The 26,417-nt window shown below is 42.2% G+C and carries 20 protein-coding genes; 17 read left to right on the top strand and 3 right to left on the bottom strand.

Going from position 1 to position 26,417, the window contains the following annotated elements; genetic code table 11:
- Nucleotides 1–14: 14 nt before the first annotated feature.
- Nucleotides 15–1,865: a dihydroxy-acid dehydratase gene (ilvD, locus tag RB151_RS20980; RefSeq protein WP_042845907.1), complete on the top strand. Its 1,851-nt coding sequence runs from the start codon at nt 15–17 to the stop codon at nt 1,863–1,865.
- Nucleotides 1,866–1,867: 2 nt separating this feature from the next.
- Entirely contained in the window at nt 1,868–3,442 is a 1,575-nt protein-coding gene (gene ilvA, locus RB151_RS20975; protein ID WP_042845906.1) for a threonine ammonia-lyase, biosynthetic, read from the top strand.
- On the opposite strand, the gene ilvY is transcribed toward ilvA, so the two are convergent.
- Entirely contained in the window at nt 3,434–4,330 is an 897-nt protein-coding gene (ilvY, locus tag RB151_RS20970; protein ID WP_042845904.1) for an HTH-type transcriptional activator IlvY, read from the bottom strand. The two genes, ilvA and ilvY, sit on opposite strands and share 9 nt — an antisense overlap.
- Before the next feature lie 174 nt (nt 4,331–4,504).
- On the opposite strand from ilvY, the gene ilvC reads away from it, so the two are divergent.
- Complete coding sequence (gene ilvC, locus RB151_RS20965) at nt 4,505–5,977, top strand: ketol-acid reductoisomerase (RefSeq protein WP_042845903.1); 1,473 nt, start codon at nt 4,505–4,507, stop codon at nt 5,975–5,977.
- Nucleotides 5,978–6,346: 369 nt separating this feature from the next.
- Nucleotides 6,347–8,380 (top strand): DNA helicase Rep, encoded by a 2,034-nt coding sequence (rep, locus tag RB151_RS20960; RefSeq protein WP_042845901.1) that lies wholly within the window; start codon nt 6,347–6,349, stop codon nt 8,378–8,380.
- 41 nt (nt 8,381–8,421) lie between these two features.
- Here the strand turns inward: rep and gppA are convergent, their stop codons facing one another.
- Together gppA and rhlB are read right to left on the bottom strand one after the other, a co-directional pair.
- Nucleotides 8,422–9,924, bottom strand: coding sequence for a guanosine-5'-triphosphate,3'-diphosphate diphosphatase (gppA, locus tag RB151_RS20955; protein WP_042845899.1), 1,503 nt, complete (start codon nt 9,922–9,924; stop codon nt 8,422–8,424).
- 11 nt (nt 9,925–9,935) lie between these two features.
- Nucleotides 9,936–11,222, bottom strand: coding sequence for an ATP-dependent RNA helicase RhlB (gene rhlB, locus RB151_RS20950; RefSeq protein ID WP_042845897.1), 1,287 nt, complete (start codon nt 11,220–11,222; stop codon nt 9,936–9,938).
- Nucleotides 11,223–11,339: 117 nt separating this feature from the next.
- Here rhlB and trxA point away from each other — a divergent pair, with 117 nt between their 5' ends.
- From trxA to wzyE, 13 genes are all read left to right on the top strand, one after another.
- Nucleotides 11,340–11,666: a thioredoxin TrxA gene (gene trxA / locus RB151_RS20945; RefSeq protein WP_042845895.1), complete on the top strand. Its 327-nt coding sequence runs from the start codon at nt 11,340–11,342 to the stop codon at nt 11,664–11,666.
- 722 nt (nt 11,667–12,388) lie between these two features.
- Complete coding sequence (gene rho / locus RB151_RS20940; protein WP_042845893.1) at nt 12,389–13,648, top strand: transcription termination factor Rho; 1,260 nt, start codon at nt 12,389–12,391, stop codon at nt 13,646–13,648.
- A gap of 628 nt (nt 13,649–14,276) precedes the next feature.
- Nucleotides 14,277–15,362: a UDP-N-acetylglucosamine--undecaprenyl-phosphate N-acetylglucosaminephosphotransferase gene (gene wecA, locus RB151_RS20935; RefSeq protein ID WP_042845892.1), complete on the top strand. Its 1,086-nt coding sequence runs from the start codon at nt 14,277–14,279 to the stop codon at nt 15,360–15,362.
- A gap of 29 nt (nt 15,363–15,391) precedes the next feature.
- Nucleotides 15,392–16,450 carry an ECA polysaccharide chain length modulation protein gene (gene wzzE, locus RB151_RS20930; RefSeq protein ID WP_042845890.1) on the top strand — a complete coding sequence of 353 codons (1,059 nt, stop codon included), beginning with the start codon at nt 15,392–15,394 and terminating at the stop codon, nt 16,448–16,450.
- A gap of 98 nt (nt 16,451–16,548) precedes the next feature.
- Nucleotides 16,549–17,679, top strand: coding sequence for a non-hydrolyzing UDP-N-acetylglucosamine 2-epimerase (gene wecB / locus RB151_RS20925; protein WP_048605856.1), 1,131 nt, complete (start codon nt 16,549–16,551; stop codon nt 17,677–17,679).
- Entirely contained in the window at nt 17,676–18,938 is a 1,263-nt protein-coding gene (gene wecC / locus RB151_RS20920; protein WP_042845888.1) for a UDP-N-acetyl-D-mannosamine dehydrogenase, read from the top strand. The genes wecB and wecC overlap by 4 nt, the downstream gene beginning before the upstream one ends.
- Nucleotides 18,935–20,002, top strand: coding sequence for a dTDP-glucose 4,6-dehydratase (gene rffG / locus RB151_RS20915; protein ID WP_071548711.1), 1,068 nt, complete (start codon nt 18,935–18,937; stop codon nt 20,000–20,002). Before wecC ends, rffG begins: the two co-directional genes overlap by 4 nt.
- Before the next feature lie 8 nt (nt 20,003–20,010).
- A complete protein-coding gene (gene rfbA / locus RB151_RS20910) occupies nt 20,011–20,892 on the top strand; it encodes a glucose-1-phosphate thymidylyltransferase RfbA (protein ID WP_048605787.1) in 882 nt (293 codons plus the stop codon).
- Nucleotides 20,870–21,610 carry a dTDP-4-amino-4,6-dideoxy-D-galactose acyltransferase gene (rffC, locus tag RB151_RS20905; RefSeq protein WP_071548710.1) on the top strand — a complete coding sequence of 247 codons (741 nt, stop codon included), beginning with the start codon at nt 20,870–20,872 and terminating at the stop codon, nt 21,608–21,610. Before rfbA ends, rffC begins: the two co-directional genes overlap by 23 nt.
- On the top strand, nt 21,597–22,727 hold the full coding sequence (rffA, locus tag RB151_RS20900) for a dTDP-4-amino-4,6-dideoxygalactose transaminase (protein WP_042845881.1): 1,131 nt from the start codon (nt 21,597–21,599) through the stop codon (nt 22,725–22,727). Before rffC ends, rffA begins: the two co-directional genes overlap by 14 nt.
- Complete coding sequence (wzxE, locus tag RB151_RS20895; protein ID WP_042845879.1) at nt 22,727–23,977, top strand: lipid III flippase WzxE; 1,251 nt, start codon at nt 22,727–22,729, stop codon at nt 23,975–23,977. Before rffA ends, wzxE begins: the two co-directional genes overlap by 1 nt.
- The gene (locus RB151_RS20890; RefSeq protein ID WP_042845878.1) at nt 23,974–25,056 is read left to right on the top strand and encodes a TDP-N-acetylfucosamine:lipid II N-acetylfucosaminyltransferase; all 1,083 of its coding nucleotides are present in this window, start codon (nt 23,974–23,976) and stop codon (nt 25,054–25,056) included. The genes wzxE and RB151_RS20890 overlap by 4 nt, the downstream gene beginning before the upstream one ends.
- Complete coding sequence (gene wzyE / locus RB151_RS20885; RefSeq protein WP_042845876.1) at nt 25,053–26,408, top strand: ECA oligosaccharide polymerase; 1,356 nt, start codon at nt 25,053–25,055, stop codon at nt 26,406–26,408. The genes RB151_RS20890 and wzyE overlap by 4 nt, the downstream gene beginning before the upstream one ends.
- Nucleotides 26,409–26,417: the final 9 nt, after the last annotated feature.

The following is a 26,417-nucleotide window of genomic DNA, read 5'->3' as shown; positions in this document are numbered from 1 at the left end:
CGGGAGTTAAAGATATGCCTAAGTACCGTTCAGCAACAACAACTCATGGTCGTAATATGGCTGGCGCTCGTGCATTATGGCGCGCGACAGGTATGACCGATGCTGATTTTGGAAAACCCATTATTGCAGTTGTTAACTCATTCACACAGTTTGTTCCTGGCCATGTGCATTTACGTGACTTAGGCAAACTAGTTGCAGAGCAAATCGAAAATGCGGGTGGCGTTGCGAAAGAGTTTAATACGATTGCCGTTGATGATGGGATTGCCATGGGGCATGGCGGAATGTTGTATTCCTTACCTTCCCGTGAATTAATTGCTGATTCAGTTGAATATATGGTGAATGCACACTGTGCGGACGCGATGGTGTGTATTTCAAACTGCGACAAAATTACTCCGGGTATGTTGATGGCGGCATTACGTCTAAATATTCCTGTTATTTTCGTTTCAGGTGGGCCGATGGAAGCTGGAAAAACCAAGCTTTCAGACCAAATTATCAAGCTCGATCTAGTCGATGCAATGATCCAAGGTGCTAACCCAAATGTTAGCGATGCAGATAGTGAACAAATCGAACGCTCTGCTTGCCCAACCTGTGGTTCATGTTCAGGGATGTTTACAGCAAACTCAATGAACTGTTTAACGGAAGCGCTGGGGCTTTCTCAGCCGGGTAATGGTTCATTATTAGCGACACATGCAGACCGCGAAACACTCTTTATTAATGCGGGTAAGCGTATTGTCGAATTAACTAAACGTTACTACGAACAAGACGATGAAAGTGCGTTACCACGCAATATCGCTAATAAATCTGCATTTGAAAACGCGATGACTCTTGATATTGCTATGGGAGGGTCAACGAATACGGTACTTCATTTGTTAGCAGCAGCACAGGAAGCCGATATTGACTTTACCATGGACGATATAGACCGATTATCACGTCAAGTTCCTCATTTGTGTAAGGTTGCACCAAGTACGCAAAAATATCATATGGAAGATGTTCACCGTGCTGGTGGTGTTATCGGTATTTTAGGTGAATTAAGCCGCGCAGGCTTGCTGCAAGAAAATGTAACGAATATTTTAGGGTTAACCTTCCAAGAGACATTGGCGCAGTATGATGTGATGTTAACCAAAGACGAAGGTGTGAAGTCGATGTTTTCCGCGGGCCCTGCCGGTATCCGCACGACAAAAGCGTTTTCACAGAACTGCCGCTGGCCGTCATTGGATACTGATCGTGAAAATGGGTGTATCCGTAGCATTGAACACGCCTATAGCTTAGATGGTGGCTTAGCCGTCTTGTCCGGTAATATTGCCGAAGATGGTTGTATTGTGAAAACAGCAGGGGTTGATGAAGGCAGCTTAACATTCCGTGGCCCAGCCAAAGTATTTGAAAGCCAAGATGACGCAGTAGAAGCCATTCTGGGTGGTAAAGTCGTTGAAGGGGATGTGGTTGTTATTCGCTATGAAGGGCCTAAAGGTGGTCCGGGTATGCAAGAAATGCTTTATCCAACCTCTTACTTAAAATCAATGGGATTAGGCAAAAGCTGTGCATTAATCACGGATGGCCGTTTTTCGGGGGGTAGCTCCGGTCTCTCTATCGGTCATATTTCACCAGAAGCGGCAAGCGGCGGGCTATTAGCATTAGTTCATGATGGCGATATTATTGATATTGATATTCCAAATCGGACAATGGTGCTTGATGTTAACGAAAGTGAATTGAACCAACGTCGTGAGGCTGAATTAGCTCGTGGTGATAAGGCCTTTACTCCACGTGGTCGTCAGCGTGAAGTTTCTTTTGCGTTACGTGCTTATGCTTCCCTCGCTACCAGTGCTGATAAAGGTGCGGTGCGTGATAAGTCGAAGTTGGGAGGCTAATTGTGGCTGCAGCAAAACCCTTACCCGCAACTCCAACTGGAGCGGATTACTTAAAAGCGGCGCTAAGTGCGCCGGTTTATGAAGCTGCGCAAGTTACGCCTCTTCAGCAAATGGATAAAATATCTTCGCGTTTAGGTAATACAATTTTAGTGAAACGTGAAGATAGACAACCCGTGCATAGCTTTAAGCTACGTGGTGCGTATGCCATGATCGCTAGCCTAACAGAAGAACAAAAAGCTAAAGGGGTAGTGACTGCTTCAGCAGGAAACCACGCCCAAGGTGTTGCATTATCAGCAAACCGTGTTGGTGTAAAAGCAAAAATTGTTATGCCTGTGGCAACGGCAGATATCAAAGTTGATGCAGTGCGCAGTTTTGGCGGTGAGGCTATTTTGCACGGTGCTAATTTTGATGAAGCCAAAGCTAAAGCTATTGCGATGGCGCAAGAAGAGGGTTATACCTTCGTCCCGCCTTTTGACCACCCTTCTGTGATTGCAGGCCAAGCGACCATTGCTCTGGAATTATTACAACAAGACGCGCACTTAGACCGTATTTTTATTCCTGTCGGTGGTGGTGGTTTGATTGCTGGTGTTGCTGTTTTAATCAAACAGTTGATGCCAGAAATTAAAATTATTGGTGTTGAATCGGAAGATGCTGCTTGCTTAAAAGCGGCATTGGAAGCTGGTCATCCTGTTGATTTACCTCGCGTTGGGTTATTCGCTGAGGGAGTTGCAGTAAAGCGTATTGGTGATGAAACTTTTAGGCTGTGCCAACAATATGTTGATGACGTCATAACTGTTGATAGTGATTCTATTTGCGCAGCCCTTAAAGATATTTTCGAAGATGTCCGCGCAATCGCAGAGCCTTCAGGCGCATTGGCTTTAGCTGGGTTGAAAAAGTATGTTCAGCAGCACAATATCAAAGGTGAGCGATTAGCGCATATTCTTTCTGGCGCGAATATGAATTTCCATGGCCTTCGTTATGTTTCTGAACGCTGCGAAATTGGTGAGCAACGCGAAGCCTTGTTAGCGGTGACTATCCCTGAGCAAAAAGGCAGTTTTTTACGTTTTTGTCAGTTACTCGGCCATCGGTCAATTACTGAGTTTAATTATCGCTATACGGATGCCGACCCAGAACGTGCTTGTATCTTCGTTGGGGTGCGTTTAAGCGGCCGTGAAGGGGAACGTGGTGAGATTATCCAAGAACTCAGAAATAATGGTTATGAAGTCGATGACTTATCTGATGATGAAATGGCAAAACTACACGTACGCTACATGATTGGTGGTCGTCCTTCTAAGCCACTAGATGAACGCTTATACAGTTTTGAGTTCCCTGAGTCTCCGGGGGCATTATTGAAGTTCTTAGAAACACTCGGAACATATTGGAACATAACGCTATTTCATTATCGTAGCCATGGTACGGACTACGGGCGTGTACTTGCCGCATTCGAACTTTCTGGGCCAGAAGTGCGCTTTGACCGGCACCTTGATGCGCTAGGTTATGAATATCATGATGAAACTGGAAATCCGTCTTTCCGCTTTTTCCTAGCGCCACAAGATAACCAAAAAGTTTTAGATTGATTGGTCTGGGAGCAGTTCCCAAAAGGCTTTAATCAATGGCTCGCTAAGGCGTTTGCTTAATAAACAGACGCCGAGCTCGAATGGTTCGACCATCGAGATATTATCGAGCTGTGAAATACGGCTACGGACTGGTTCAGGGCTGTTGTCGACAACCACACTGGGGATTAGGGCGATACCACAACCGAGAGCCACCATTGACACTATTGCTTCATGGCCAGAGACAGTTGCATAAATAACTGGGTTGTTTATGTTGTGGCGACGAAACCAGAGTTCAATACGTTTACGAGATGGCCCATGCTCGGGCAAGATAAACGGTACTGTTGACCAATCAGGTTCGGCTTCGGTTACCATCGTTCGTACGGCACATGGCAGTGATGGCGCAATCAATACCAGTGGGATTTCACCAATTTTAGTGAATCGGACGTTGTCAGGTAAGCGCTCTGGTTTCCCTGCAATACCAAGGTCGGCTTCATTTGTTTCGACCTTTTCGACTGCATCAGCGGCATCACCTGTTGTGAGTTTTATTTCCACTAGAGGGTGCAATGCTCGGAATTTATCGAGCACTTGAGGTAAGTGGCTATAAGCCGCGGTAACAGAACAAAATAGACGTAGTTCTCCACTCAGCGAGGGGCTTTGTTGGTTAAGGGCATGTCGAAGTTGTTGGTATTGCAATAATGTTTGTTGAGCAAACTGTTTCAGGTGCTCACCAGCCTGAGTTAGCTTTACGGAACGGTTATCCCTTACAAACAATGGATGGCCAAGCTGCTCTTCTAGGCGCTGTATTTGCCTAGAGAGAGTTGATGGGCTGACATGCATCGCTTTAGAGGTGCGCCCGAAATGTAAGCTCTCCGCCAAATGTAAAAATAGCTTTAAATCACGGATATCCATTTTGCCCTCGATGAAGTAATTAATGGTGTTGCAAATATCGCAACATTGTATTGTTAATATATCAATTTAAGCAATGCAAAACATCGCATATAGTAAATCCATAACCGCTCAAAATGAGCGACAGGCAAATAACTGCCTGACATAACGAACACAACAGAACAATGGAGTATGACAATGGCGAATTATTTTAATACATTGAATTTGCGTGAGCAGTTGGCTCAATTAGGCAAGTGTCGCTTTATGAAGCGCGAAGAATTTGCAGACGAAGCAGGTTATCTGAAAGGTAAAAAAATCGTCATCGTCGGTTGTGGTGCTCAAGGTCTGAACCAAGGCCTGAATATGCGTGATTCTGGTTTAGATATTGCTTATGCATTGCGCGCTGAAGCGATCAGTGAAAAGCGTGCTTCATGGCGTAAAGCAACGGAAAACGGCTTTAAAGTTGGGACTTATGAAGAACTTATCCCAACAGCAGATTTAGTTATTAACTTAACGCCAGACAAACAGCACTCTACTGTTGTTCGTGCTGTTCAGCCTATGATGAAACAAGGTGCGGCTCTGGGCTACTCTCACGGCTTTAACATTGTTGAAGTAGGTGAAGAGATCCGTAAAGATATTACTGTTGTGATGGTTGCTCCAAAATGCCCAGGTACAGAAGTTCGCGAAGAATACAAGCGTGGTTTCGGTGTTCCGACATTGATCGCTGTTCACCCAGAGAATGACCCTAAAGGTGAAGGTATGGCCATTGCTAAAGCATGGGCGGCAGCAACAGGTGGTCATCGTGCAGGGGTACTGGAATCTTCATTTGTTGCCGAAGTTAAATCTGACCTGATGGGCGAACAAACTATCCTGTGTGGTATGTTGCAAGCCGGTGCGTTATTAAGTTATGACAAAATGGTTGCAGATGGCGTAGAGCCGGGTTATGCAGGTAAATTGATTCAATTTGGTTGGGAAACTATCACTGAAGCGCTGAAGCAAGGTGGTATCACGTTGATGATGGACCGTTTATCGAATCCAGCAAAAATACGTGCGTATGCATTATCTGAGCAATTGAAAACCATTATGGCGCCATTGTTCCAAAAGCATATGGATGACATTATTTCAGGTAAATTCTCATCAGATATGATGGCAGACTGGGCAAATGATGATAAAAACTTGCTGACATGGCGTGAAGAGACCGGCAAAACACCATTTGAAAACTACCCTGAGTATGAAGGTAAAATTGCTGAGCAAGAATATTTTGACCATGGAGTTCTGTTAGTCGCGATGGTTAAAGCAGGCGTTGAGTTAGCATTTGATACGATGTTAGAAGCAGGTATCTATGAAGAATCAGCCTATTATGAGTCGCTGCATGAGTTGCCGTTGATTGCCAATACTATCGCACGTAAGCGTCTGTATGAAATGAACGTTGTTATTTCAGATACTGCAGAGTACGGTAACTATTTATTCTCATTTGCGGTTGTTCCAATGCTAAAAGATTTTATGACTAAATTGCAAGCAGGGGATTTAGCAAAACCAGTTGCTGATAATGGAACTGATAACGCGCAGTTACGTGATATCAATGAAGCAATCCGTAATCATCCTATTGAGAAAATCGGTAAGACATTACGTGGTTATATGACGGATATGAAGAAGATTGCGGTCGGCTAACTCATTTTTCGTCACTCTTCGCGTGATAGGCGCGTTGGCAGCACTCGGTTACCCAAGTCACATACTTAATATATGCTCCTTGGGATAACCTAATTTTTCGTCACTCTTCGCGTGATAGGTGCGTTGGCAGCACTCGGTTACCCAAGTCACATACTAATGTATGCTCCTTGGGCTAACCTCCTTTGCCGCCTTCCTCTAACACGAATAGTTTAGAAAAATGCATTATTGATATAACCACATTGTTCTAGTGAATAGTGTGGTTTTTTTGTTTTTTATAAATAGACGGGATCGTTGCTCAAGAGTTGGTTGGGTTTCTGCTACAATCTGTAGCGAGTTCCATTTTGAATAACTAGGTGATGTAGAAAAACCATGCGATTAAACCCAGGCCAGCAACAGGCAGTTGAATTTGTCGATGGCCCTTGCCTTGTATTGGCAGGGGCAGGATCAGGCAAAACACGTGTTATTACGAATAAAATTGCGCATTTAATTCGCCAGTGTGGCTATCAACCTCGGCAAATTGCAGCGGTGACTTTTACCAATAAAGCGGCTCGCGAAATGAAAGAGCGTGTTGCTCAAACATTAGGGAAAAAAGAAGCCCGTGGTTTGATCATTTCTACCTTTCATACATTAGGACTAGAAATTATTAAACGTGAATATAAGGCATTGGGTATTAAAGCCAATTTTTCATTGTTTGATGACCAAGACCAGCTAGCACTACTTAAAGAGCTGACTTTTGATTTGCTTGAAGAAGATAAGGATCTTTTACAACAGCTGATCTCTTCGATCTCTAATTGGAAAAATGATCTTCTTTCACCAGAAAAGGTGGTGGGGCAGGCTCGTAGTGAGAAAGAGCATCATTTTGCCGAGTGTTATCGCCGCTATGAGTTACATTTAAAAAGCTGTAATGTGCTGGATTTTGATGACCTTATCAGCAAACCCACTTTGTTGTTATATCATAATGAAGAAGTGCGTGAACGCTGGCAGCAAAAAATCCGTTACTTGCTGGTGGATGAGTATCAAGATACCAATACGAGTCAATATCAACTTGTTAAATTACTCGTAGGAAAGCGAGCAAGGTTTACCGTTGTGGGGGATGATGACCAATCAATCTACTCATGGCGTGGTGCTCGCCCACAAAACCTTGTTTTACTTAGCCAAGATTTCCCTAAGTTGAATGTCATTAAACTTGAGCAAAATTACCGTTCTTCAGAGCGAATTTTGAAAGCTGCGAATATTTTAATTGCGAATAACCCCCATGTGTTTGAGAAAAAGTTATTCTCTGAATTAGGATATGGCGCACCATTAAAAGTCTTAACTGCCAATAATGAAGACCATGAAGCGGAAAAAGTTATTGGGGAACTGATTGCTCATCATTTTATCAATAAAACAGAATATAAAGATTACGCTATTTTGTATCGTGGTAATCACCAATCACGTATTTTCGAAAAAATGTTGATGCAAAACCGCATCCCATATCGTATTTCCGGCGGGACATCATTCTTTTCACGCCCTGAAATCAAAGACTTATTAGCTTATTTGCGAGTACTAACTAACCCTGAGGATGATAGTGCATTTTTACGTATAGTGAATACACCGCGTCGGGAGATTGGCCCCAAGACAATTCAAAAACTAGGCGAATGGGCGAACCAACGAGGTAAAAGCTTATATCAAGCTAGCTTTGATTTGGGGCTAGAGCAAACACTAAAAGGTAAAGGCTTAGAAGCATTACAACGATTTACACATTGGATGGATGGAATTGTACAAACTTCGCAAAGAGAGCCTTTGATTGCTGTACGTGATTTATTGCGAGAAATGGATTACGAAAGCTGGTTATATGAAACATCCACGAGTACTAAAGCGGCTGAAATGCGAATGAAAAACGTCAACCAATTGTTCACATGGATGAGTGAAATGGTTGAAGGCGATGAACTTAATGACCCAATGACTTTGAGCCAAGTGGTAACACGTTTTACGCTACGTGACATGATGGAGCGTGGAGAAGACGATGAAGAATCCGATCAAGTTCAGCTTATGACATTGCATGCATCTAAAGGTCTTGAATTTCCATATGTTTTTCTTGTTGGTATGGAAGAGGGGTTACTGCCACATCAAAGTAGTATCGATGAAAATAATATTGATGAAGAGCGCCGTTTGGCTTATGTAGGGATCACTCGAGCACAAAAAGAGCTGTTTTTTTCTCATTGTCGTGAGCGTCGGCAATATGGCGAATTAATCCGCCCTGAACTGAGCCGATTTTTACTTGAGTTACCTCAGGATGATGTATTGTGGGAGCAGGAACGCAAAGTGGTTAGTGCGCAGGAGCGTATGCAAAAAGGGCAATCGGCATTAGCAGATATTAAAGCGCGCTTAGGGTTAAATAAGAAAACAGAAAATAACAATTAATTAGGTTCCACACTAGGTTTCCCCTAGTGTGGAAAGAACTCTCAATTTGAACTATTACGTTCTTCTAGCTCTAATAGCCAATTTACATAACCTTGCCATTGGACTTCTTGCTGTAAATTTTCTGCGCGCAAAGGGTGATCTGCTAACCAACGATAAGGCAGCATAATTGTTAACCCATTAGCATCCGTATTGAGTCTTAAAGCTGGCAATGTATCATCACGTCTACGGCTAGAAAAAATAATGGCTAGCCGCAGTAAACGGCATAAATAGTATGCCTGCTGTATGGGTAATGCATTTTGTTGGCTCAAAGATGCTAAGTCGACAGGGCCTTGTTGGTTTCTTAATAGTGCTGCGAGTAACCGTTTTTGCGCAGGGGTAAAACCGGGCAAATCAAGGTGTGTTATTAGATAGCTGGCGTGTTCAGGGCTTTTACGGAAATCAACGCTGAGGCCTATTTCGTGTAAAGCACAAGCACTTGATAATAAATCACGACAACGAGTATCTAACCCCCAATTTTTTGCCACTTGTAGGAAAAAGTACTCCGCAAGTTGACGAACTCGACTCGCTTGCTCAATGTCAACTTGGAAGCGGCGTTGAATATTACGAACAGTACGGGCTCGAATATCTTGCTCGATAGGTAATTGCAACATACCGTAGACGAGCCCTTCTCGAAGAGCGCCCCCAGCTAGTGTCATGTTATCAATCCCTAAAGCTTCGAAAATTGCGATTAGAATCGATAATCCACTTGGAAAAACAAGGGCTCGCTCAAAGGTTAAACCCTCAATTTCAAGTTCTTCAAGTTTTTGGCATTGAATTGCTTTACGCTTAAGCTGTTGTAACTTTGAGAGGGTGATTAATTCATCCATGCCTTGAGCAATCATAATTTCTTGAATTGCTTGGACTGTTCCTGATGCTCCAACACAAATTTTCCATCCATGGGTTTTTAAGGCGTCAGCAATTGGGGCGATGACTTCTTGTGCAGCGGTTTGGGCTGCAGAAAAATTTTCTTCTGTTAAACTTCGGTCGCTAAAATAGCGTTCAAGCCAAGTAACACAGCCCATTTCAAGGCTATAAAGTTGCTCCGCTTTAGCACCAGTCCCTGTGACTAGCTCAGTGCTGCCCCCGCCAATATCAACGACTAAACGTTGATCAGGGCCGCCTGTCGTATGTGCGACACCTTGGTAAATTAGGCGAGCTTCTTCTTCTCCTTGAATAACTTTAACGGGGTTTCCTAGGATATTACTGGCTTTCTCGATAAATAGGTCAGCATTTTTAGCTAAGCGTAATGTCGCTGTGGCGACGACTCGAATTTGCGTGTTCGGAATATCTTGTAGGTGTTCCGAAAATAGGCGCAGACACTGCCAGCCTCGTTCCATCGCTTGTTCAGAAAGAAGGTTGTTTTTATCTAACCCAGCCGCAAGCCGAACTTTGCGTTTAACCCTAGAAATAACCTGAATGCTGCCAGCAGTTTCGCGCACTACTAGCATATGAAAACTGTTTGAACCCAAATCGATGGCAGCATAAAGAGAAGAAGATTTCAGCATATCGTTTTTACTCAGCCTGGACGTTTATGGTTATTACGTGGGCCATTGTGGCGACGCGGCGAATTTGAATTGCGGCGAGGGCCCCCAGGGCGAGGACGATGACGGCGTTTTGGTGCCGGTAAATCATCCAATAGTGCTTCGCTATTATATTTACTCACAGGGATTGAGTGTTGAATATACTCTTCGATAGCCGGTAAGTTGAGTGCATATTCTTCACACGCGAGGCTGATTGAGCAACCACTTTCGCCAGCACGGCCAGTACGACCAATTCGGTGAACATAATCTTCACAATCGTCAGGTAAATCATAGTTAAAAACATGAGTTACAGATGGAATATGTAAACCCCGAGCAGCCACGTCAGTTGCGACGAGAATATCAAGGCTACCTTGTGTGAATTGCTCTAAAATACGTAGGCGTTTTTTCTGTGCGACATCCCCAGTAAGTAGCCCCACTCGGTGACCATCTGCAGCTAAATGAGCCCAAATATCATCACAACGATGCTTTGTATTAGCGAAAATGATACAACGTTCCGGCCATTCCTCTTCAAGTAAGGTTTGGAGTAAACGCATTTTTTCTTCATTAGAAGGGTAAAATAACTCTTCTTTGATACGATGACCTGTTTTTTGCAAAGGTTCTACCTCAACATATTCAGGGTTATTCATTTGTTCAAATGCTAATTCTTTGACGCGGTAAGATAGTGTTGCGGAGAACAGCAGGTTAAGCCTTTCTGTTGCAGCCGGAATACGGCGAAATAGCCAACGAATATCTTTAATAAACCCAAGGTCATACATGCGATCAGCTTCATCGAGAACAATGACTTGGATTGCGCTTAAATCGACGTAGTTTTGTTTGGCATAGTCGATAAGACGACCCGTTGTGCCAATTAAAATATCGACGCCATTTTGTAGAACTTTTAATTGTTCATCATAACCATCACCACCATAGGCTAGGCCCATTTTCAGGCCAGTATATTCAGCAAGCTCTTTAGCATCTGAGTATATCTGTACTGCCAGTTCACGAGTTGGTGCCATAATTAGCGCGCGAGGCTGGTTAGTTTTTTTCCCCTCAATAGCGGGATGAGTTAATAAATAATGAAATGTAGACGTTAAAAATGCTAACGTTTTACCTGTACCAGTTTGCGCTTGACCCGCTACGTCTTTGCCTTCGACAGTAAAAGGCAAAGTGGACGCCTGAATTGGCGTGCAATAATCGAAGCCTTTTTTATTAAGAGCTTCAATGACTTTAGGGTGCAATGCGAAGTCGGAAAACTTCTTTTCTGTCAAGTGTGCTTTACTCATAGTATGTTAGAATATCAGTTAACGGTTGGTTTACGAAAGTGTATCTTTTGAAATAAAGCATACTGCTGCCAATAATGTTACACTAAGTCTGCAAAAGATGAATTTTTGGAGTACAACATGAGCGATAAAATTATACATATAACTGATGCAAGTTTTGCAACTGAAGTTTTGAACGCAAGTTCACCTGTTCTCGTCGATTTCTGGGCAGCATGGTGTGGTCCTTGTAAAATGATCGCGCCTATTCTTGATGAAATTGCTGATGAATATACAGGCAAATTGACCATCGCAAAACTGAATATTGATGAAAACCCGGCTACCGCCCCAAAATATGGAATTCGTGGTATCCCGACACTTCTTTTATTCAAAAATGGTGAAGTTGCTGCAACCAAAGTGGGCGCATTATCAAAAACGCAACTGAAAGAATTTCTAGACGGAAATCTGTAAGTTATCGTTATATACAAGCCAAAACGTTTAGCGGTATATCTATTTTATCTAGAGAGCCGCTAGACGTCTTCACTTAAGCATGATAAGTTATCATTATTCCTCGTATAGCACCCATATGAATTACTTTGTATTCCATTGCTCTTATCTTATATATCTAGTTTGTTAGTTCTGTATTGTGATAATTGTTTCGTAATGATTGTTAATGATCAAAAACTGATGACACAATGATTTTAAATATGAAAATTGAGAATTTAGACGTTGAGTTCAAGCTACTGCTGCATTCAATATCATTTATTCCAATGTGTTTTTCATCTTAGTTAAAGATAGTGCATAAGCTACAGTAATGTAATCTAATGTTATTAGATCTTAGGGGATAGTAACAAACTGGGAAAAGTTAACGTTCAGTTCAAATGTGTTATTTAATGCGGTTCTGGCGTTAAATTTGCGATATTGGGATAGATGTTGTCCTAAATGTACAAAAAACTATTGCTAATGTTGTGTGTGTTTCTAATAATATACCGAACATCTTTCAGGTGAATCGTAGTCACATGTTAGAAAAATCATTAGTAATGACTAGCAAAAATTTTTATGCATTGTTGTGAGCGTATGATGAATCCGTTACCAACAGGGCTGTATAAAGTTAAACTGGCACTTAGTTATTAAGTTGCCGTCAATTTACGTTCATAGTTCGAGAATTACCCCGAGTTAAAGAACCCACCATTATGAATCTTACCGAATTAAAAAATACGCCAGTATCAGAATTGATTACGTTAGGCGAAAACATGGGGCTAGAGAACTTAGCCCGTATGAGAAAGCAGGATATTATTTTCTCTATTTTGAAGCAGCATGCAAAAAGTGGAGAAGATATTTTCGGCGACGGCGTACTGGAAATATTGCAGGATGGATTTGGTTTCCTCCGTTCAGCTGATAGTTCTTACCTCGCAGGTCCTGATGATATCTACGTTTCTCCTAGCCAAATCCGCCGTTTTAACCTACGTACAGGTGACACAATTTCAGGAAAAATTCGTCCTCCTAAAGAAGGTGAACGCTATTTTGCCCTCCTGAAAGTCAACGAAGTTAACTTCGACAAACCTGAAAATGCCCGCAGTAAAATCCTTTTTGAAAACTTAACACCATTACATGCCAATAGTCGTCTGCGTATGGAACGCGGTAACGGTTCTACGGAAGATTTAACTGCGCGTGTACTGGATTTAGCTGCACCAATCGGTCGTGGGCAACGTGGTTTGATCGTGGCTCCACCTAAAGCAGGTAAAACAATGTTACTGCAAAATATTGCAGCAAACATTGCACATAACCACCCTGATTGCGTTCTGATGGTACTGCTTATTGATGAGCGTCCAGAGGAAGTGACAGAGATGCAGCGTTTAGTTAAAGGTGAAGTTATTGCTTCGACTTTTGATGAGCCAGCTGCACGTCACGTTCAAGTTGCTGAAATGGTGATTGAAAAAGCTAAACGTCTGGTTGAACATAAAAAAGACGTTATTATCTTACTTGATTCCATTACGCGTCTTGCTCGTGCATATAACACCGTCGTTCCTTCATCCGGTAAAGTATTAACCGGTGGGGTTGATGCCAACGCATTACATCGCCCAAAACGCTTTTTTGGTGCTGCTCGTAACGTTGAGGAAGGTGGAAGCCTAACAATCATTGCGACTGCGTTAGTCGATACCGGCTCTAAAATGGATGAAGTTATCTATGAAGAGTTTAAAGGTACAGGTAACATGGAATTGCATCTTTCTCGTAAGATTGCAGAAAAACGTGTATTCCCTGCTATCGATTACAACCGCTCTGGTACCCGTAAAGAAGAGTTGCTGACGTCGCAAGATGAGCTACAAAAAATGTGGATCTTACGTAAGATTATTCATCCTATGGGTGAAATCGATGCGATGGAGTTCCTCATTAGTAAACTCGCAATGACTAAAACAAATGAAGAGTTTTTTGACTTCATGAAAAGAGCATAGCAGCTAAGATTTTCAAATCTTATAAATAGGTGCCATTATTGGCACCTATTTTTTTGCACCCATATCTTTGCTGAATACAAAAAATGAAGTTATAAAATAAGCTATAAATGATATTTATTGTTGTATGGTGTTAGTTTAGATAAATTAACCCTATGTTTTATTTCTTTATTTACACGCTGTATTAGTTAAACAAGTGTATATTCTCTACGCTACAATAATTAAAGACATACAAAACAATGGTTTTCTTTTAGTTCATTGAATTTAAAGAAATTAATTGGTTTTATATATTTTTGTGATTGAAATTAAATTTATTTAGGGCGTTTTATTATTTAATCTTTAAATGATTATTTAATGGTCAATTGATTAACTCTATTTTAGCGTATTGATTTTATGGCATGCATATTGCAGCTATAAAGTATAAACTTGGAAATGTTTCGTTATCGAATTAAAAACACACGTGTAGTGTGTATATTGATAATGTTATAGGAGTCTTTGTACGAATGAAGATTCGTCTTATAGCGGATTTTATTGCCAAGATGATAATGCATTGGCGCTTGCTTACTTATCGGCATTCACCAAAAAAAATTTAGTTTTGAAAGTTAAATATAAAGATTAAGAGAGTCGAACAGTGGACACCATACACTTTGTAACCAACCTCTTCTACGTTTTCTTGTTTTCGTTAGCCTTTATTTTTCTGGCCCGAGTTGTTGCGATAAAAATCGGGTTAGTTGATAAGCCTAACTTCAGGAAAAAGCACGTAGGATTAGTTCCTCTTGTTGGGGGAATTTCCGTTTTCTTTGGGATCTGTTTTGCGTTTTATATAACTGAAGAGTATATACCCCATAAATGGCTGTATATCAGTTGTGCAGGTTTATTGGTCTTTATCGGTGCGCTAGATGATAGGTTTGATATTAGTGTAAAATTAAGGGCAGGGATCCAAGCAATTGTTGCGGTTGTTATGATGACAGCAGCAGGGCTAAAACTTGAATCATTAGGCCATGCATTTGGGCCATGGGAACTCGTTCTTGGTCCATTTGGTTATATTGTCACTCTCTTTGCCGTATGGGCTGCAATCAATGCATTTAACATGGTTGATGGTATTGATGGGTTACTTGGGGGGTTATCTTCGGTTTCCTTTGGGGCACTCGGCTTTTTACTTTATCAAAATGGTAATTTTGCATTAGCCTTTTGGTGTTTTGCCTTTATTGCAGCTATCCTTCCTTATATTCTGTTAAATTTAGGCGTGTTAGGGCGTCGTTTTAAAGTATTTATGGGGGATGCAGGAAGTACTTTGATCGGTTTCACCATTATTTGGATCTTAGTCGCTTCAACTCAGGAAGAAGTTCACCCTATTAACCCAGTAACAGCTTTATGGATTATTGCGATCCCATTAATGGATATGGTTGCCATTATGTATCGCCGAATTCGTAAAGGTATGAGTCCATTCTCACCAGACCGCCAACATATTCATCATTTGATTATGCGTTCCGGTTTCACGCCAAAAGGTGCATTTGTATTGATTACTTTATCTGCAGCTATCTTGGCATGTATCGGAATTATTGGCGAAAGGTTAACATTTGTACCAGAGTGGGTAATGTTGGCATTATTTTTGCTTGTATTTATGATGTATGGTTATTGCATCAAACGAGCTTGGAAAGTCGCCCGTTTTATTAAACGAGTTAGACGTAGAGTCCGTCGAGGTGCAGTACGGTAACGACAAAACGAAAATAGAGGTTCTGTGCAGTGAATAACTCAGAAACACAACCGAGTCAGCATCAAACACCAATAGAGCCGGAATTGGATATCCGTGGTTTATGCCGCTCATTGTGGCAAGGCAAAATTTGGATCATTGCATTTGCAGTTATTTTTGCTGCAATTGCATTGGGAGCATCTTATTTTATGCAACCCAAGTGGAGCGCAACCGCAATCACGGATTTACCAACTGTAAATAATCTGGGAAGCTATTACTCTCAGCAGCAATTTCTGCGCAACCTCGATTCCCGTATAAATAATACCGGGCAAGAAGGGCAATTACCGACGATCGCAAAAGAAGCGTACCAAGAGTTTACAAAACAACTTGGTTCTTATGATACACGCCGTCAATTTTGGTTGAGTACTGATTACTATAAGCAACGCTTGGAAAATGACCCAAAAGCGGATGCTGCATTATTGGATGAACTCATCAATAATATTGAATTTACTCCCGCCGATGAAATCAAAAACCTAACAGATAGTATTAAGTTAGTGGCTGAAACATCAGCAGATGCGAATCAATTATTGCGCCAGTACACTCAGTTTGCGAATCAACGCGCAACAACGAACCTGAACGATGAAATTAAAGGTACTTGGGCAACTAAAATGCAATCCATGAAAGCCTTAGTTAAGCGTGAAGATATGGTTGCCAACGCGGCTTATGAAAGACGTCTGAATGTCTTAGAACAAGCACTTAAAGTCGCGGAAAAACAAGGTATTGTGCGTAATCAAAGTACAACACCAGTGGATGAACTCCCTGACTCTAAAATGTTCATGTTAGGTGCCCCATTATTACAGGCACAAATTGAAACATTGAAAGCTACAGGTCCTGATCATGATACCGATTATGATCAAAATATTGCCATGTTATCAACATTGAGCGTAGGACCAACTCTCCAAGATAATTTCCAAGCATATCGCTACCTGCGGACTCCTGAAGACCCCGTAAAACGCGATAGTCCTCGTCGAGCCTTTATGATGGTTCTTTGGGGAGCCATAGGGTTGTTAGTTGGTGCCGGAGTGGTACTTGCTCGCCGTCGCCCATCTTGATTTTGGGATATGCCACTGATGTTTTCATCAGTGGCATTATGAAGTCATTAAGATTACAAAAGCAGCACACTGCGAAAGATAAATATAAGAGAGTCACTGTGAAAGTATTGACTGTATTCGGCACACGGCCTGAAGCTATTAAAATGGCACCGTTGGTTCATGCACTTGCTGCGGATGAATTTTTTGAAGCAAAAGTATGTGTCACCGCTCAGCATCGTGAAATGCTAGATCAAGTACTGAAACTGTTTGAGATCACTCCCGATTATGATCTCAATATTATGAAACCTGGGCAAGATTTAACCGATATTACATGCCGTATTCTCGAGGGGTTAAAAGCTGTCTTTGCTGATTTCCAACCTGATGTTGTCTTGGTTCATGGAGATACAGCAACAACGATGGCGACTAGCCTCGCCGCATTTTATCATCGTATCCCAGTCGGGCATGTTGAAGCTGGGTTACGCACTGGTGATCTTTATTCACCGTGGCCTGAAGAAGCAAACCGTAAAATTGCAGGCCATTTGGCCATGTATCATTTTGCTCCAACTGAAAATTCGCGCCAAAATCTATTAAAAGAGTCAATCCCTGATAGCCATATTTTTGTCACGGGTAATACGGTTATTGATGCACTATTGTGGGTGCGCGATAAAGTGATGAGCGACCAGTATATGATGGAAAAATTGGCAGCTAATTATCCATTTATTGACCCAAACAAAAAAATGATTTTAGTTACAGGCCATCGTCGCGAAAGTTTTGGTGGTGGTTTTGAACGTATTTGCCATGCATTAGCAGAGATTGCCCAAGCACACCCAGATGTCCAAGTTGTTTACCCAGTTCACTTGAACCCTAATGTGGGTGAACCAGTTAAACGTATATTGCATGACATTGATAATATTATTTTAATTAGCCCTCAAGAATATTTACCGTTCGTTTACTTGATGAATCATTCCTATTTGATTTTGACGGATTCTGGCGGTATTCAAGAGGAAGCTCCTTCTCTCGGTAAGCCGGTTTTGGTTATGAGAGACACCACAGAACGCCCTGAAGCAGTTGATGCAGGTACAGTTCGCCTTGTGGGGACAGATACACAAAAAATTGTGGAAGAAGTTAATCGGTTACTGACAGATGACGCGGAATATCATGAAATGAGCCGCGCACATAACCCGTATGGGGATGGTCATGCATGTCAGCGTATTCTTGCAGCATTAAAAGGTAATCAGGTGAAATTATGAGTTTTGAAACTATTTCTGTTATTGGCCTTGGTTATATTGGTTTACCGACAGCAGCAGCCTTTGCATCACGTAAAAAGCAAGTGGTTGGTGTAGATGTTAATCAACACGCCGTTGACACCATTAATCAGGGGAAAATCCACATTGTCGAACCTGAGCTGGATGTTGTGGTGAAAAAAGCCGTTGAAGAAGGTCACCTGAAAGCCTTTACTACACCACAGCCTGCCGATGCTTATCTTATTGCTGTGCCAACACCGTTTAAAGGTGAGCATGAGCCTGACCTCACTTATGTTAGGGCTGCGGCAGAGTCGGTCGCTCCAGTGCTGAAAAAAGGCGATTTAGTGATCCTTGAGTCGACATCCCCAGTGGGAACGACTGAGCAAATGGCACAATGGATGGCAGAGGCTCGTCCTGATTTAACTTTCCCTCATCAAGCTGGTGAAGAGGCAGATATCGATGTTGCATATTGCCCTGAGCGTGTATTACCGGGGCAAGTCATGGTCGAATTGATTAAAAACGACCGTGTCGTGGGTGGAATGACGCCAAAATCTTCCCTACGAGCCAGTGAGTTGTATAACATTTTCCTTGAAGGTGAATGTGTTATTACCAACTCTAGAACAGCTGAAATGTGTAAACTAACGGAAAATAGCTTCCGTGATGTTAATATCGCTTTTGCAAACGAATTATCATTGATTTGTGCTGAACAAGATATCAATGTGTGGGAACTAATTAGCCTCGCTAATCGCCACCCTCGCGTTAATATTCTTCAGCCGGGACCGGGTGTTGGAGGGCACTGCATCGCAGTTGACCCATGGTTTATCGTATCGCAAAATCCAAAACAATCCCGCTTAATTCATACGGCGCGCTTGGTCAATGATGGCAAGCCTATTTGGGTAGTTGATCAAGTAAAAGCTGCGGTTGCAGATTGTTTAGTGGAAACGGGTAAAAAAGCCAACGAAGTGACGATTGCGTGCTTCGGTTTATCTTTTAAACCGAATATTGATGACTTACGTGAAAGCCCAGCGATGCACATTACTAAAATGGTGGCGAACTGGAACCCGGGTAAAACCTATGCGGTTGAGCCTCATATCCATGAATTACCAACCTCTTTAAAAGGTATTTCTGAATTAGTATCGATTGAACAAGCCGTTAATGAAGCGGATGTGATCCTCATGTTAGTTGATCACAATATGTTTAAAGGTATTCAAGGTTCAGCTATTCCACAAAAATGGGTTGTTGATACAAAAGGAGTGTGGCGTTGAAACGCATATTAATTACTGGGGGCGCAGGGTTTATCGGTTCTGCGGTTGTTCGTCACATCATTGAGAACACTGGCGACAGTGCGGTCGTGGTTGATTGTTTAACTTATGCTGGCAATTTAGAGTCCTTAGCGGCTGTTGCCAGTCACCCCCGCTATGCTTTTGAGCAAGTGAACATTTGTGATAGAACGGCACTAGACAAAGTATTTGAACAATATCAACCAGATGTAGTCATGCATCTGGCTGCTGAAAGCCATGTTGATCGCTCCATTGATGGCCCTGCTGCATTTATTGAAACCAATATAGTAGGGACTTACACACTGTTAGAAGCCGCGCGTTCCTACTGGTCTGCATTGGATGAAGAAAAAAAAGCTGCATTCCGCTTTCATCATATTTCCACTGATGAAGTGTATGGCGATTTAGAAGGCCCAGAAGGGTTCTTCACTGAAACAACACCTTATGCACCAAGTAGCCCATATTCTGCGTCTAAAGCATCGAGTGACCATTTGGTAAGGGCATGGGAAAGAACTTATGGTTTACCAACCATGGTCACTAATTGCTCGAATAATTATGGTCCATATCATTTCCCTGAGAAATTGATCCCATTAATTATTCTCAATGCATTAGCGGGCAAGCCATTACCTGTATACGGTAAGGGGGAGCAAATTCGTGATTGGTTATTTGTTGAGGACCATGCGCGTGCATTGCATTTAGTGGCAACAACAGCTGAACCGGGCACCACTTACAATATCGGCGGGCATAATGAGCGCCGTAATATCGAAGTGGTAGAAGCGATTTGTGAGTTATTGGAAGAGCTACAACCACAGAAACCACAAGGCGTTGCTCACTACCGTGATCTCATTACCTATGTAAAAGATAGGCCGGGCCACGATATGCGTTATGCGATTGATGCTGAAAAAATTGAGCGTGAATTGGGGTGGAAGCCCCAAGAAACATTTGAGTCTGGCATTCGCAAAACCGTGCAGTGGTATTTGAATAACGAAACCTGGTGGCGTCGTGTGCAAGATGGTTCCTATGCCGGCGAGCGCTTAGGTCTTGGCAATTAGGTGAAAGTATGAAAGGTATTATATTAGCAGGAGGGTCGGGGACGCGATTGCACCCAATCACTCGTGGCATTTCTAAACAGTTATTGCCTATCTACGATAAGCCCATGATTTATTACCCGCTATCAGTACTGATGCTAGCGGGGATCCGTGAGATTTTAATTATCTCGACACCTGACGATTTACCCATGTTCAAACGCTTATTAGGTGATGGACATGAATTTGGTATTGAGTTGAGCTATGCGGAGCAGCCATCACCGGATGGTTTAGCACAAGCCTTTATTATTGGTGAAGAATTTATCAATGGGGATTCATGTTGCTTAGTGCTGGGTGACAATATTTTCTTTGGTCATTCATTTAGCCCGAAATTAAAAACAGTCGCGCAAAGGCAGCAGGGGGCAACCGTATTTGGCTACCAAGTCATGGACCCTGAACGTTTTGGTGTGGTGGAGTTTACTGATGATTTTAAAGTGCTCTCCATCGAAGAAAAACCTAAAAAACCAAAATCTAATTGGGCTGTTACAGGGTTATACTTCTACGACCAACAAGTCGTTGAATTTGCTAAGCAAGTAAAACCTTCTGAGCGTGGTGAATTAGAAATTACTTCAATTAACCAAATGTATTTAGAACGCGGTGAGTTGAATGTTGAGCTATTAGGAAGAGGTTTTGCTTGGTTAGATACTGGTACGCATGACAGCTTAATTGAAGCGGGCACATTTGTACAAACTGTTGAAAAACGTCAAGGTTTTAAAGTTGCTTGTTTAGAAGAAATAGCATGGCGTAATGGCTGGCTTACTGATGAGCAAGTTCAGGCTTCAGCAGAGCAACTGAAAAAAACCGGTTATGGGCAATACTTAGAGGATTTATTACGTGTCCGTCCGCGCCAGTATTGATAGTTTGCAATGGGAGAGCGATTTTTTTCAGCGCTCGACCGCAAAATTAAATTTCACGGGGGAAAACGCCAATATTATTCTTGCTTATCAAATGGATAAGTTTGATATCGTACAGGCTAAAGTCATGGCGTCTGAAACGGGGCTAATCGATGACTTAACAAGTATGGGGTTTTCTTTTGTTGAAGGTGAAATTGACTTTGCACTCACTATTGGCACAGAAAATGCTTATCTTAAAGCAGGTTTAACAGCGGCAGATAATATTGTTACAGCGCAAGTGGATGATATCCCTGCACTGAAACAAGCTGCTGCTTCTGTCTTTAGCAAAAGTCGCTTCCGAGCACCTTGGTATAATGAAGGTGATAGCGGGCGGTTTTATGCTTTATGGATAGAAAAATCAGTACTTGGTACGTTTGATCACACTTGTTTATTAGTTAAAGACGCATCTGGCACAATTTTAGGGTTTGTGAGTTTACGCCATCTTGATGCAGACACAGCACGTATTGGGCTGTTAGCGAAAGTGCCAGAAGCGACAGGGCAAGGAGTGGGTCGTAAGTTGATGTCAGCCGCATTTGATTGGTGTGTGCAACACCAAAAAAGACAGTTAAATGTTGCCACTCAAATCAGTAATGTTGCTGCATTAAATCTTTATTCACGTAGTGGTGCTGCCATTGCAAGCACTGCATATTGGTTATACAGGGGACAACATGATTCCATTTAATAAACCGCCAATTGTAGGTACTGAATTAGAGTATATGAAACAAGCCATGGAAAGTGGCAAACTGTGTGGTGACGGTGGTTTTACTAAACGTTGTGAAGAGTGGATGGAAAAACGTTTTGACTGCCCGAAAGTTCAATTAACACCCTCTTGTACTGCTTCATTAGAGATGGCGGCGATTCTAATCGATATTAAGCCGGGCGATGAAGTGATCATGCCTAGTTTTACGTTTGTATCAACATCAAACGCATTTGTGCTGCGCGGCGCAAAAATTGTTTTTGTTGATATCCGTCCAGACACAATGAATATTGATGAAACTAAAATTGAAGCGGCGATTACAGAGCGTACGCGAGCAATCGTGCCAGTTCATTACGCAGGTGTAGCCTGTGAAATGGATACCATCATGGACATTGCCAAAAAGCATGATTTATTCGTTATTGAAGATGCCGCACAAGGTGTGATGTCAACCTACAAAGGTAAAGCGCTGGGTACCATTGGCCATATCGGTTGCTATAGTTTTCATGAAACCAAAAACTACTCTTCGGGTGGTGAGGGTGGGGCAACATTGATAAATGATAAAGATTTAATCAATCGTGCTGAAGTGATCCGTGAAAAAGGGACCAACCGTAGCCAATTTTTCCGTGGGCAAGTCGATAAATATACTTGGCGTGATATTGGCTCAAGCTATCTGTTATCCGACTTACAAGCTGCTTACTTGTGGGCTCAATTAGAAGAAGCTGACAAAATTAATGATCGCCGTTTACTGCTTTGGCAACGTTATTACGACGCGCTACGACCTCTGGCAGAAGCAGGGCGTTTAGTTTTAGCCACAGTACCGGAAGGTATGAAACATAATGCCCATATGTTCTACATTAAGCTTAAGGATGTGGAAGAGCGTACGGCGTTTAATGACTATATGAAATCTCACGGTATTTTGACTGTATTCCATTATGTGGCATTGCACACGAGCCCTGCGGGCTTGGAGTTTGGTCGTTTTCATGGTGAAGACCAATATACAACGTCTGAAAGTGACCGTTTAGTACGCTTACCGATGTTTTACAATATGACGGATGACGAGCAACAAGTCGTCATTGAGCGAATCAAAGCGTTCTTTGCCTAATGTCGTTAGCTAAAGCATCGGTTTGGACTGCTGGCTCTACCCTAATTAAAATTGGGGTAGGCCTGTTAATTGTCAAATTATTTGCTGTCTCGTTTGGTCCTAGTGGCGTCGGGCTGGCGGGGAATTTCCGTCAGTTAATTACGGTACTAGGGGTACTATCTGGTGCAGGGATCTTTAATGGTGTCACAAAATATGTGGCGGAACATCATCAAGACCCACAGAAACTGCGTGCAGTACTCGGGACGTCATCAACGATTATCCTTGGTTTTTCGACCTTATTGGCGATTGTTTTTTTACTTTGCAGTGTGCCAATTAGTGTAGCGCTATTTGATAGTGAGAAATATAGCTCTGTTATTCAAGTAGTTGCCTTGATTCAAATGGGGATAGGTTATTCAAATTATTTCTTGGCTATTCTAAAAGGCTATAGGGACGCATCTGCTAATGCATTAGCGATTATTTTAGGTAGCATAATTGGGGTTTTTGCCTATTATTTATGCTATTTAGTGGGTGGCTACGAAGGGGCACTCGCAGGGTTAGCATTGGTGCCAGCATTGGTCGTATTACCTGCGGCTGGTATGGTTATTAAACGCAAACAGTTTGCGTTGTCATCGCTAAAACCTGCATGGGACAAAGCGATTGCGACTAATTTGGGTAAATTTACCGTCATGGCAATGTTAACTGCGGTGACTTTGCCAGTTGCCTATATCATGATGCGAAATTTACTGGCCCAAACCTATAGTTGGGATGACGTTGGCTTATGGACAGGGGTTACTACTATCTCTGATGCCTATTTACAGTTTATTACCGCCACATTTTCGGTTTATTTGCTGCCAACATTATCTCGTTTGCAGCATAAAAGTGAAATCTCAGCAGAGATCATCAAAGCATTGAAGTTTGTCTTACCCGCAGTGGCCGCAGTGAGTTTCACTGTTTGGTTATTGCGTGACTTTGCGATTTGGTTGCTATTCTCTGAAAAATTTATAGGAATGAGAGACCTTTTTGCTTGGCAGTTAGTTGGAGATGTACTGAAAGTAGGGGCTTATGTATTCGGCTATCTAGTGATTGCCAAAGCCGCATTACGTTTTTATGTTTTAACTGAAGTGAGCCAGTTTGTGCTATTGATGGTTTTTGCACATTGGTTTATTCCAGAGCATGGCGCTGTTGGGGCCACGCAGGCATATATGGCCACCTATATTGTATATTTTACTCTCTGTTGTTGCGTATTTTTGATTTACCGTAGGCGAGCATGACAACCTTAATACATGTACTGGGATCAAACCTCCCACACCATAATCAGACGGTATTGACGTTTTTTAATAACGTAATTTGCCAAGAAATGGCACCGTCAACAAAACCGCATTTTATGGTCGTAAGTGATGATGCGCAGCTTGCTGACGCATATCCACAGCTCGAAATAGAAGTTTTTAGTAGTAAAAAGTCGGTTGCTAATTGCGTGATCCAGCGGGCAAAAGCTGAGCGCCGGACCCGGTTTTTCTTCCATGGGCAATTTAACGCACCAATTTGGCTAGCATTGCTATTTGGCCAAATTAAATCCCATCAGTTTTGGTGGCATATTTGGGGTGCTGATCTTTATGAGGAATCTAACTCATTAAAGTTTAAATTGTTTTATATTCTGCGCCGTTTGGCTCAGAAAAAAGTCGGCCATGTTGGGGCAACACGTGGCGATTTGTGTTATTTCCATCAATCGAATCCGAAAGTGCCTGCATCGGTCTTGTATTTTCCGACTCGAATGGACCCTGCATTGACGATTACTGAGCGTAAGCCCCGTGAAGGTGAGCAATTAACTATCTTACTCGGTAACTCAGGTGATCGTTCTAATCGCCATGTAGAGGCTCTGAGCGCGATTAAACAGCAATTTGGCGATAAGGTTAACGTTATTGTCCCAATGGGCTACCCAGCGAATAACCAAGGTTATATACAGCAAGTCGAACAAGCAGCAAACAGTGAGTTCACCGCAGGGCAAGTGCAAATTCTAAAAGACCGTATGGAATTTGATGATTACCTTAATTTGCTGAAGTCTTGTGACCTTGGCTATTTTATTTTTAATCGCCAACAAGGTGTGGGGACGGTCTGTTTACTTATCCAGTTTGGGGTTCCATTTGTGATAAGCAGGCAAAATACATTTTGGCAGGATTTAACTGCGCAGAATGTACCTGTATTTTTCTATGGTGATGAACTGACAACCTCGCTGGTGGATGAGGCTCAACGTCAAATGAGCTTACTTGATAAACAACATATTGAATTCTTTGCTCCTAATTTCACTGAGGGTTGGAAAGATGTTCTCAGTGCCGCGGAGGAGCGAGCATGACACATGCAGAATTAGGTGGCTTGGCGTTTGTCTACCTGATATCAATTATTTTTATTGGTACTTTGCTTTATAAAGAGTTTGTGCGTGTTCGCTTTAATTTCAATATTTTCTTTTCAATGTTGTATTTATTAACATTTTATTTTGGCTTTCCGCTAACTTGCGCTTTGGTATTCCAATTTGATGTCGCAGTGGTACCGGCGGATTATTTGCTTTATGCACAGTTAGCTGCGACCAGCTTTTATGCAATCTATTACGTTGCCTATAAAACGCGGATTTCGAAGCGTACAGAGGTATCAGGGCGTGCTCTGTTTAGCATGAACAAAGTTGAAACCAATCTAACGTGTATGCTGTTGATATTAATAGCTGTAGTAACAGTTGGTATCTTCTTCATGCAAAATGGTTTCTTATTGTTTAAGTTGAAATCTTATAGCCAAATCTTTTCTAGCCAAGTGTCCGGTGTCGCACTAAAACGCTTTTTCTATTTCTTTATTCCTGCGATGTTGATCGTTTATTTCTTACGACCAACCCAAAAGCGTTGGGTATTCTTCCTTGTGAGTACCGTTGCCTTTGGCTTTTTAACGTATGTTATCGTGGGTGGAACAAGAGCGAATATTATCATCGCTTTTGCTTTGTTTTTATTCATCGGTATCGTGCGTGGTTGGATCACCTTGTGGATGCTAGCTGCAGCAGGGGTAGCTAGTATTGTTGGTATGTTCTGGCTTGCTCTTAAACGTTATGGCCTTGATGTGAACGGAGCAGAAGCTTATTACACTTTTTTATATTTGACCCGAGATACTTTCTCACCGTGGGAAAACTTGGCTCTGCTACTCAGCCATTATGATGAAATGGATTTCCAAGGCCTTGCGCCAATTATCCGTGACTTCTATGTTTTTATCCCATCTTGGGTTTGGCCAGAACGGCCAGATACCGTTTTGAACTCTGCTAATTATTTTACGTGGGAAGTGCTAAATAATCACTCAGGACTGGCGATTTCACCGACGCTTATCGGCTCTTTGGTCGTGATGGGCGGTGTGATTTTTATTCCGTTGGGCGCGATAGCCGTTGGCTTAATTATAAAATGGTTTGACTGGATTTATGGCATGAGCCTAAAAGAACCGAACCGTTATAAAGCCGCCATTATGCAGGCCTTTTGCTTCGGCGCCATTTTTAACATTATTGTTTTAGCGCGAGAAGGGGTCGATTCTTTCGTCTCACGAGTGGTTTTCTTCTGCTTAATATTTGGACTTTGTCTGATTTTAGCAAAATTATTGTATTGGCTATTTGAAACTGCGGGGCTTATCCGCATAAAAACAGCTTCTCTTTTGAGAAGCCAACAGCGTGAAAGTCGCTAAAGGAGTATC

Source organism: Providencia rettgeri, from assembly GCF_001874625.1.
Taxonomy (GTDB): domain Bacteria; phylum Pseudomonadota; class Gammaproteobacteria; order Enterobacterales; family Enterobacteriaceae; genus Providencia; species Providencia huashanensis.
The sequence above is the reverse complement of the archived record's forward strand: the minus strand, read 5'-3'. Positions and strand labels throughout refer to the sequence as shown.

Coding starts and splice junctions, on each gene's coding strand:
- rffA (WP_042845881.1), top strand. CDS start 21,597: ATGATTCCATTTAATAAACCGCCAATTGTAGGTACTGAATTAGAGTAT.
- trxA (WP_042845895.1), top strand. CDS start 11,340: ATGAGCGATAAAATTATACATATAACTGATGCAAGTTTTGCAACTGAA.
- wecC (WP_042845888.1), top strand. CDS start 17,676: ATGAGTTTTGAAACTATTTCTGTTATTGGCCTTGGTTATATTGGTTTA.
- wzxE (WP_042845879.1), top strand. CDS start 22,727: ATGTCGTTAGCTAAAGCATCGGTTTGGACTGCTGGCTCTACCCTAATT.
- gppA (WP_042845899.1), bottom strand. CDS start 9,924: ATGCTGAAATCTTCTTCTCTTTATGCTGCCATCGATTTGGGTTCAAAC.
- rhlB (WP_042845897.1), bottom strand. CDS start 11,222: ATGAGTAAAGCACACTTGACAGAAAAGAAGTTTTCCGACTTCGCATTG.
- ilvD (WP_042845907.1), top strand. CDS start 15: ATGCCTAAGTACCGTTCAGCAACAACAACTCATGGTCGTAATATGGCT.
- rfbA (WP_048605787.1), top strand. CDS start 20,011: ATGAAAGGTATTATATTAGCAGGAGGGTCGGGGACGCGATTGCACCCA.
- rep (WP_042845901.1), top strand. CDS start 6,347: ATGCGATTAAACCCAGGCCAGCAACAGGCAGTTGAATTTGTCGATGGC.
- rho (WP_042845893.1), top strand. CDS start 12,389: ATGAATCTTACCGAATTAAAAAATACGCCAGTATCAGAATTGATTACG.
- ilvC (WP_042845903.1), top strand. CDS start 4,505: ATGGCGAATTATTTTAATACATTGAATTTGCGTGAGCAGTTGGCTCAA.
- ilvY (WP_042845904.1), bottom strand. CDS start 4,330: ATGGATATCCGTGATTTAAAGCTATTTTTACATTTGGCGGAGAGCTTA.
- RB151_RS20890 (WP_042845878.1), top strand. CDS start 23,974: ATGACAACCTTAATACATGTACTGGGATCAAACCTCCCACACCATAAT.
- wzyE (WP_042845876.1), top strand. CDS start 25,053: ATGACACATGCAGAATTAGGTGGCTTGGCGTTTGTCTACCTGATATCA.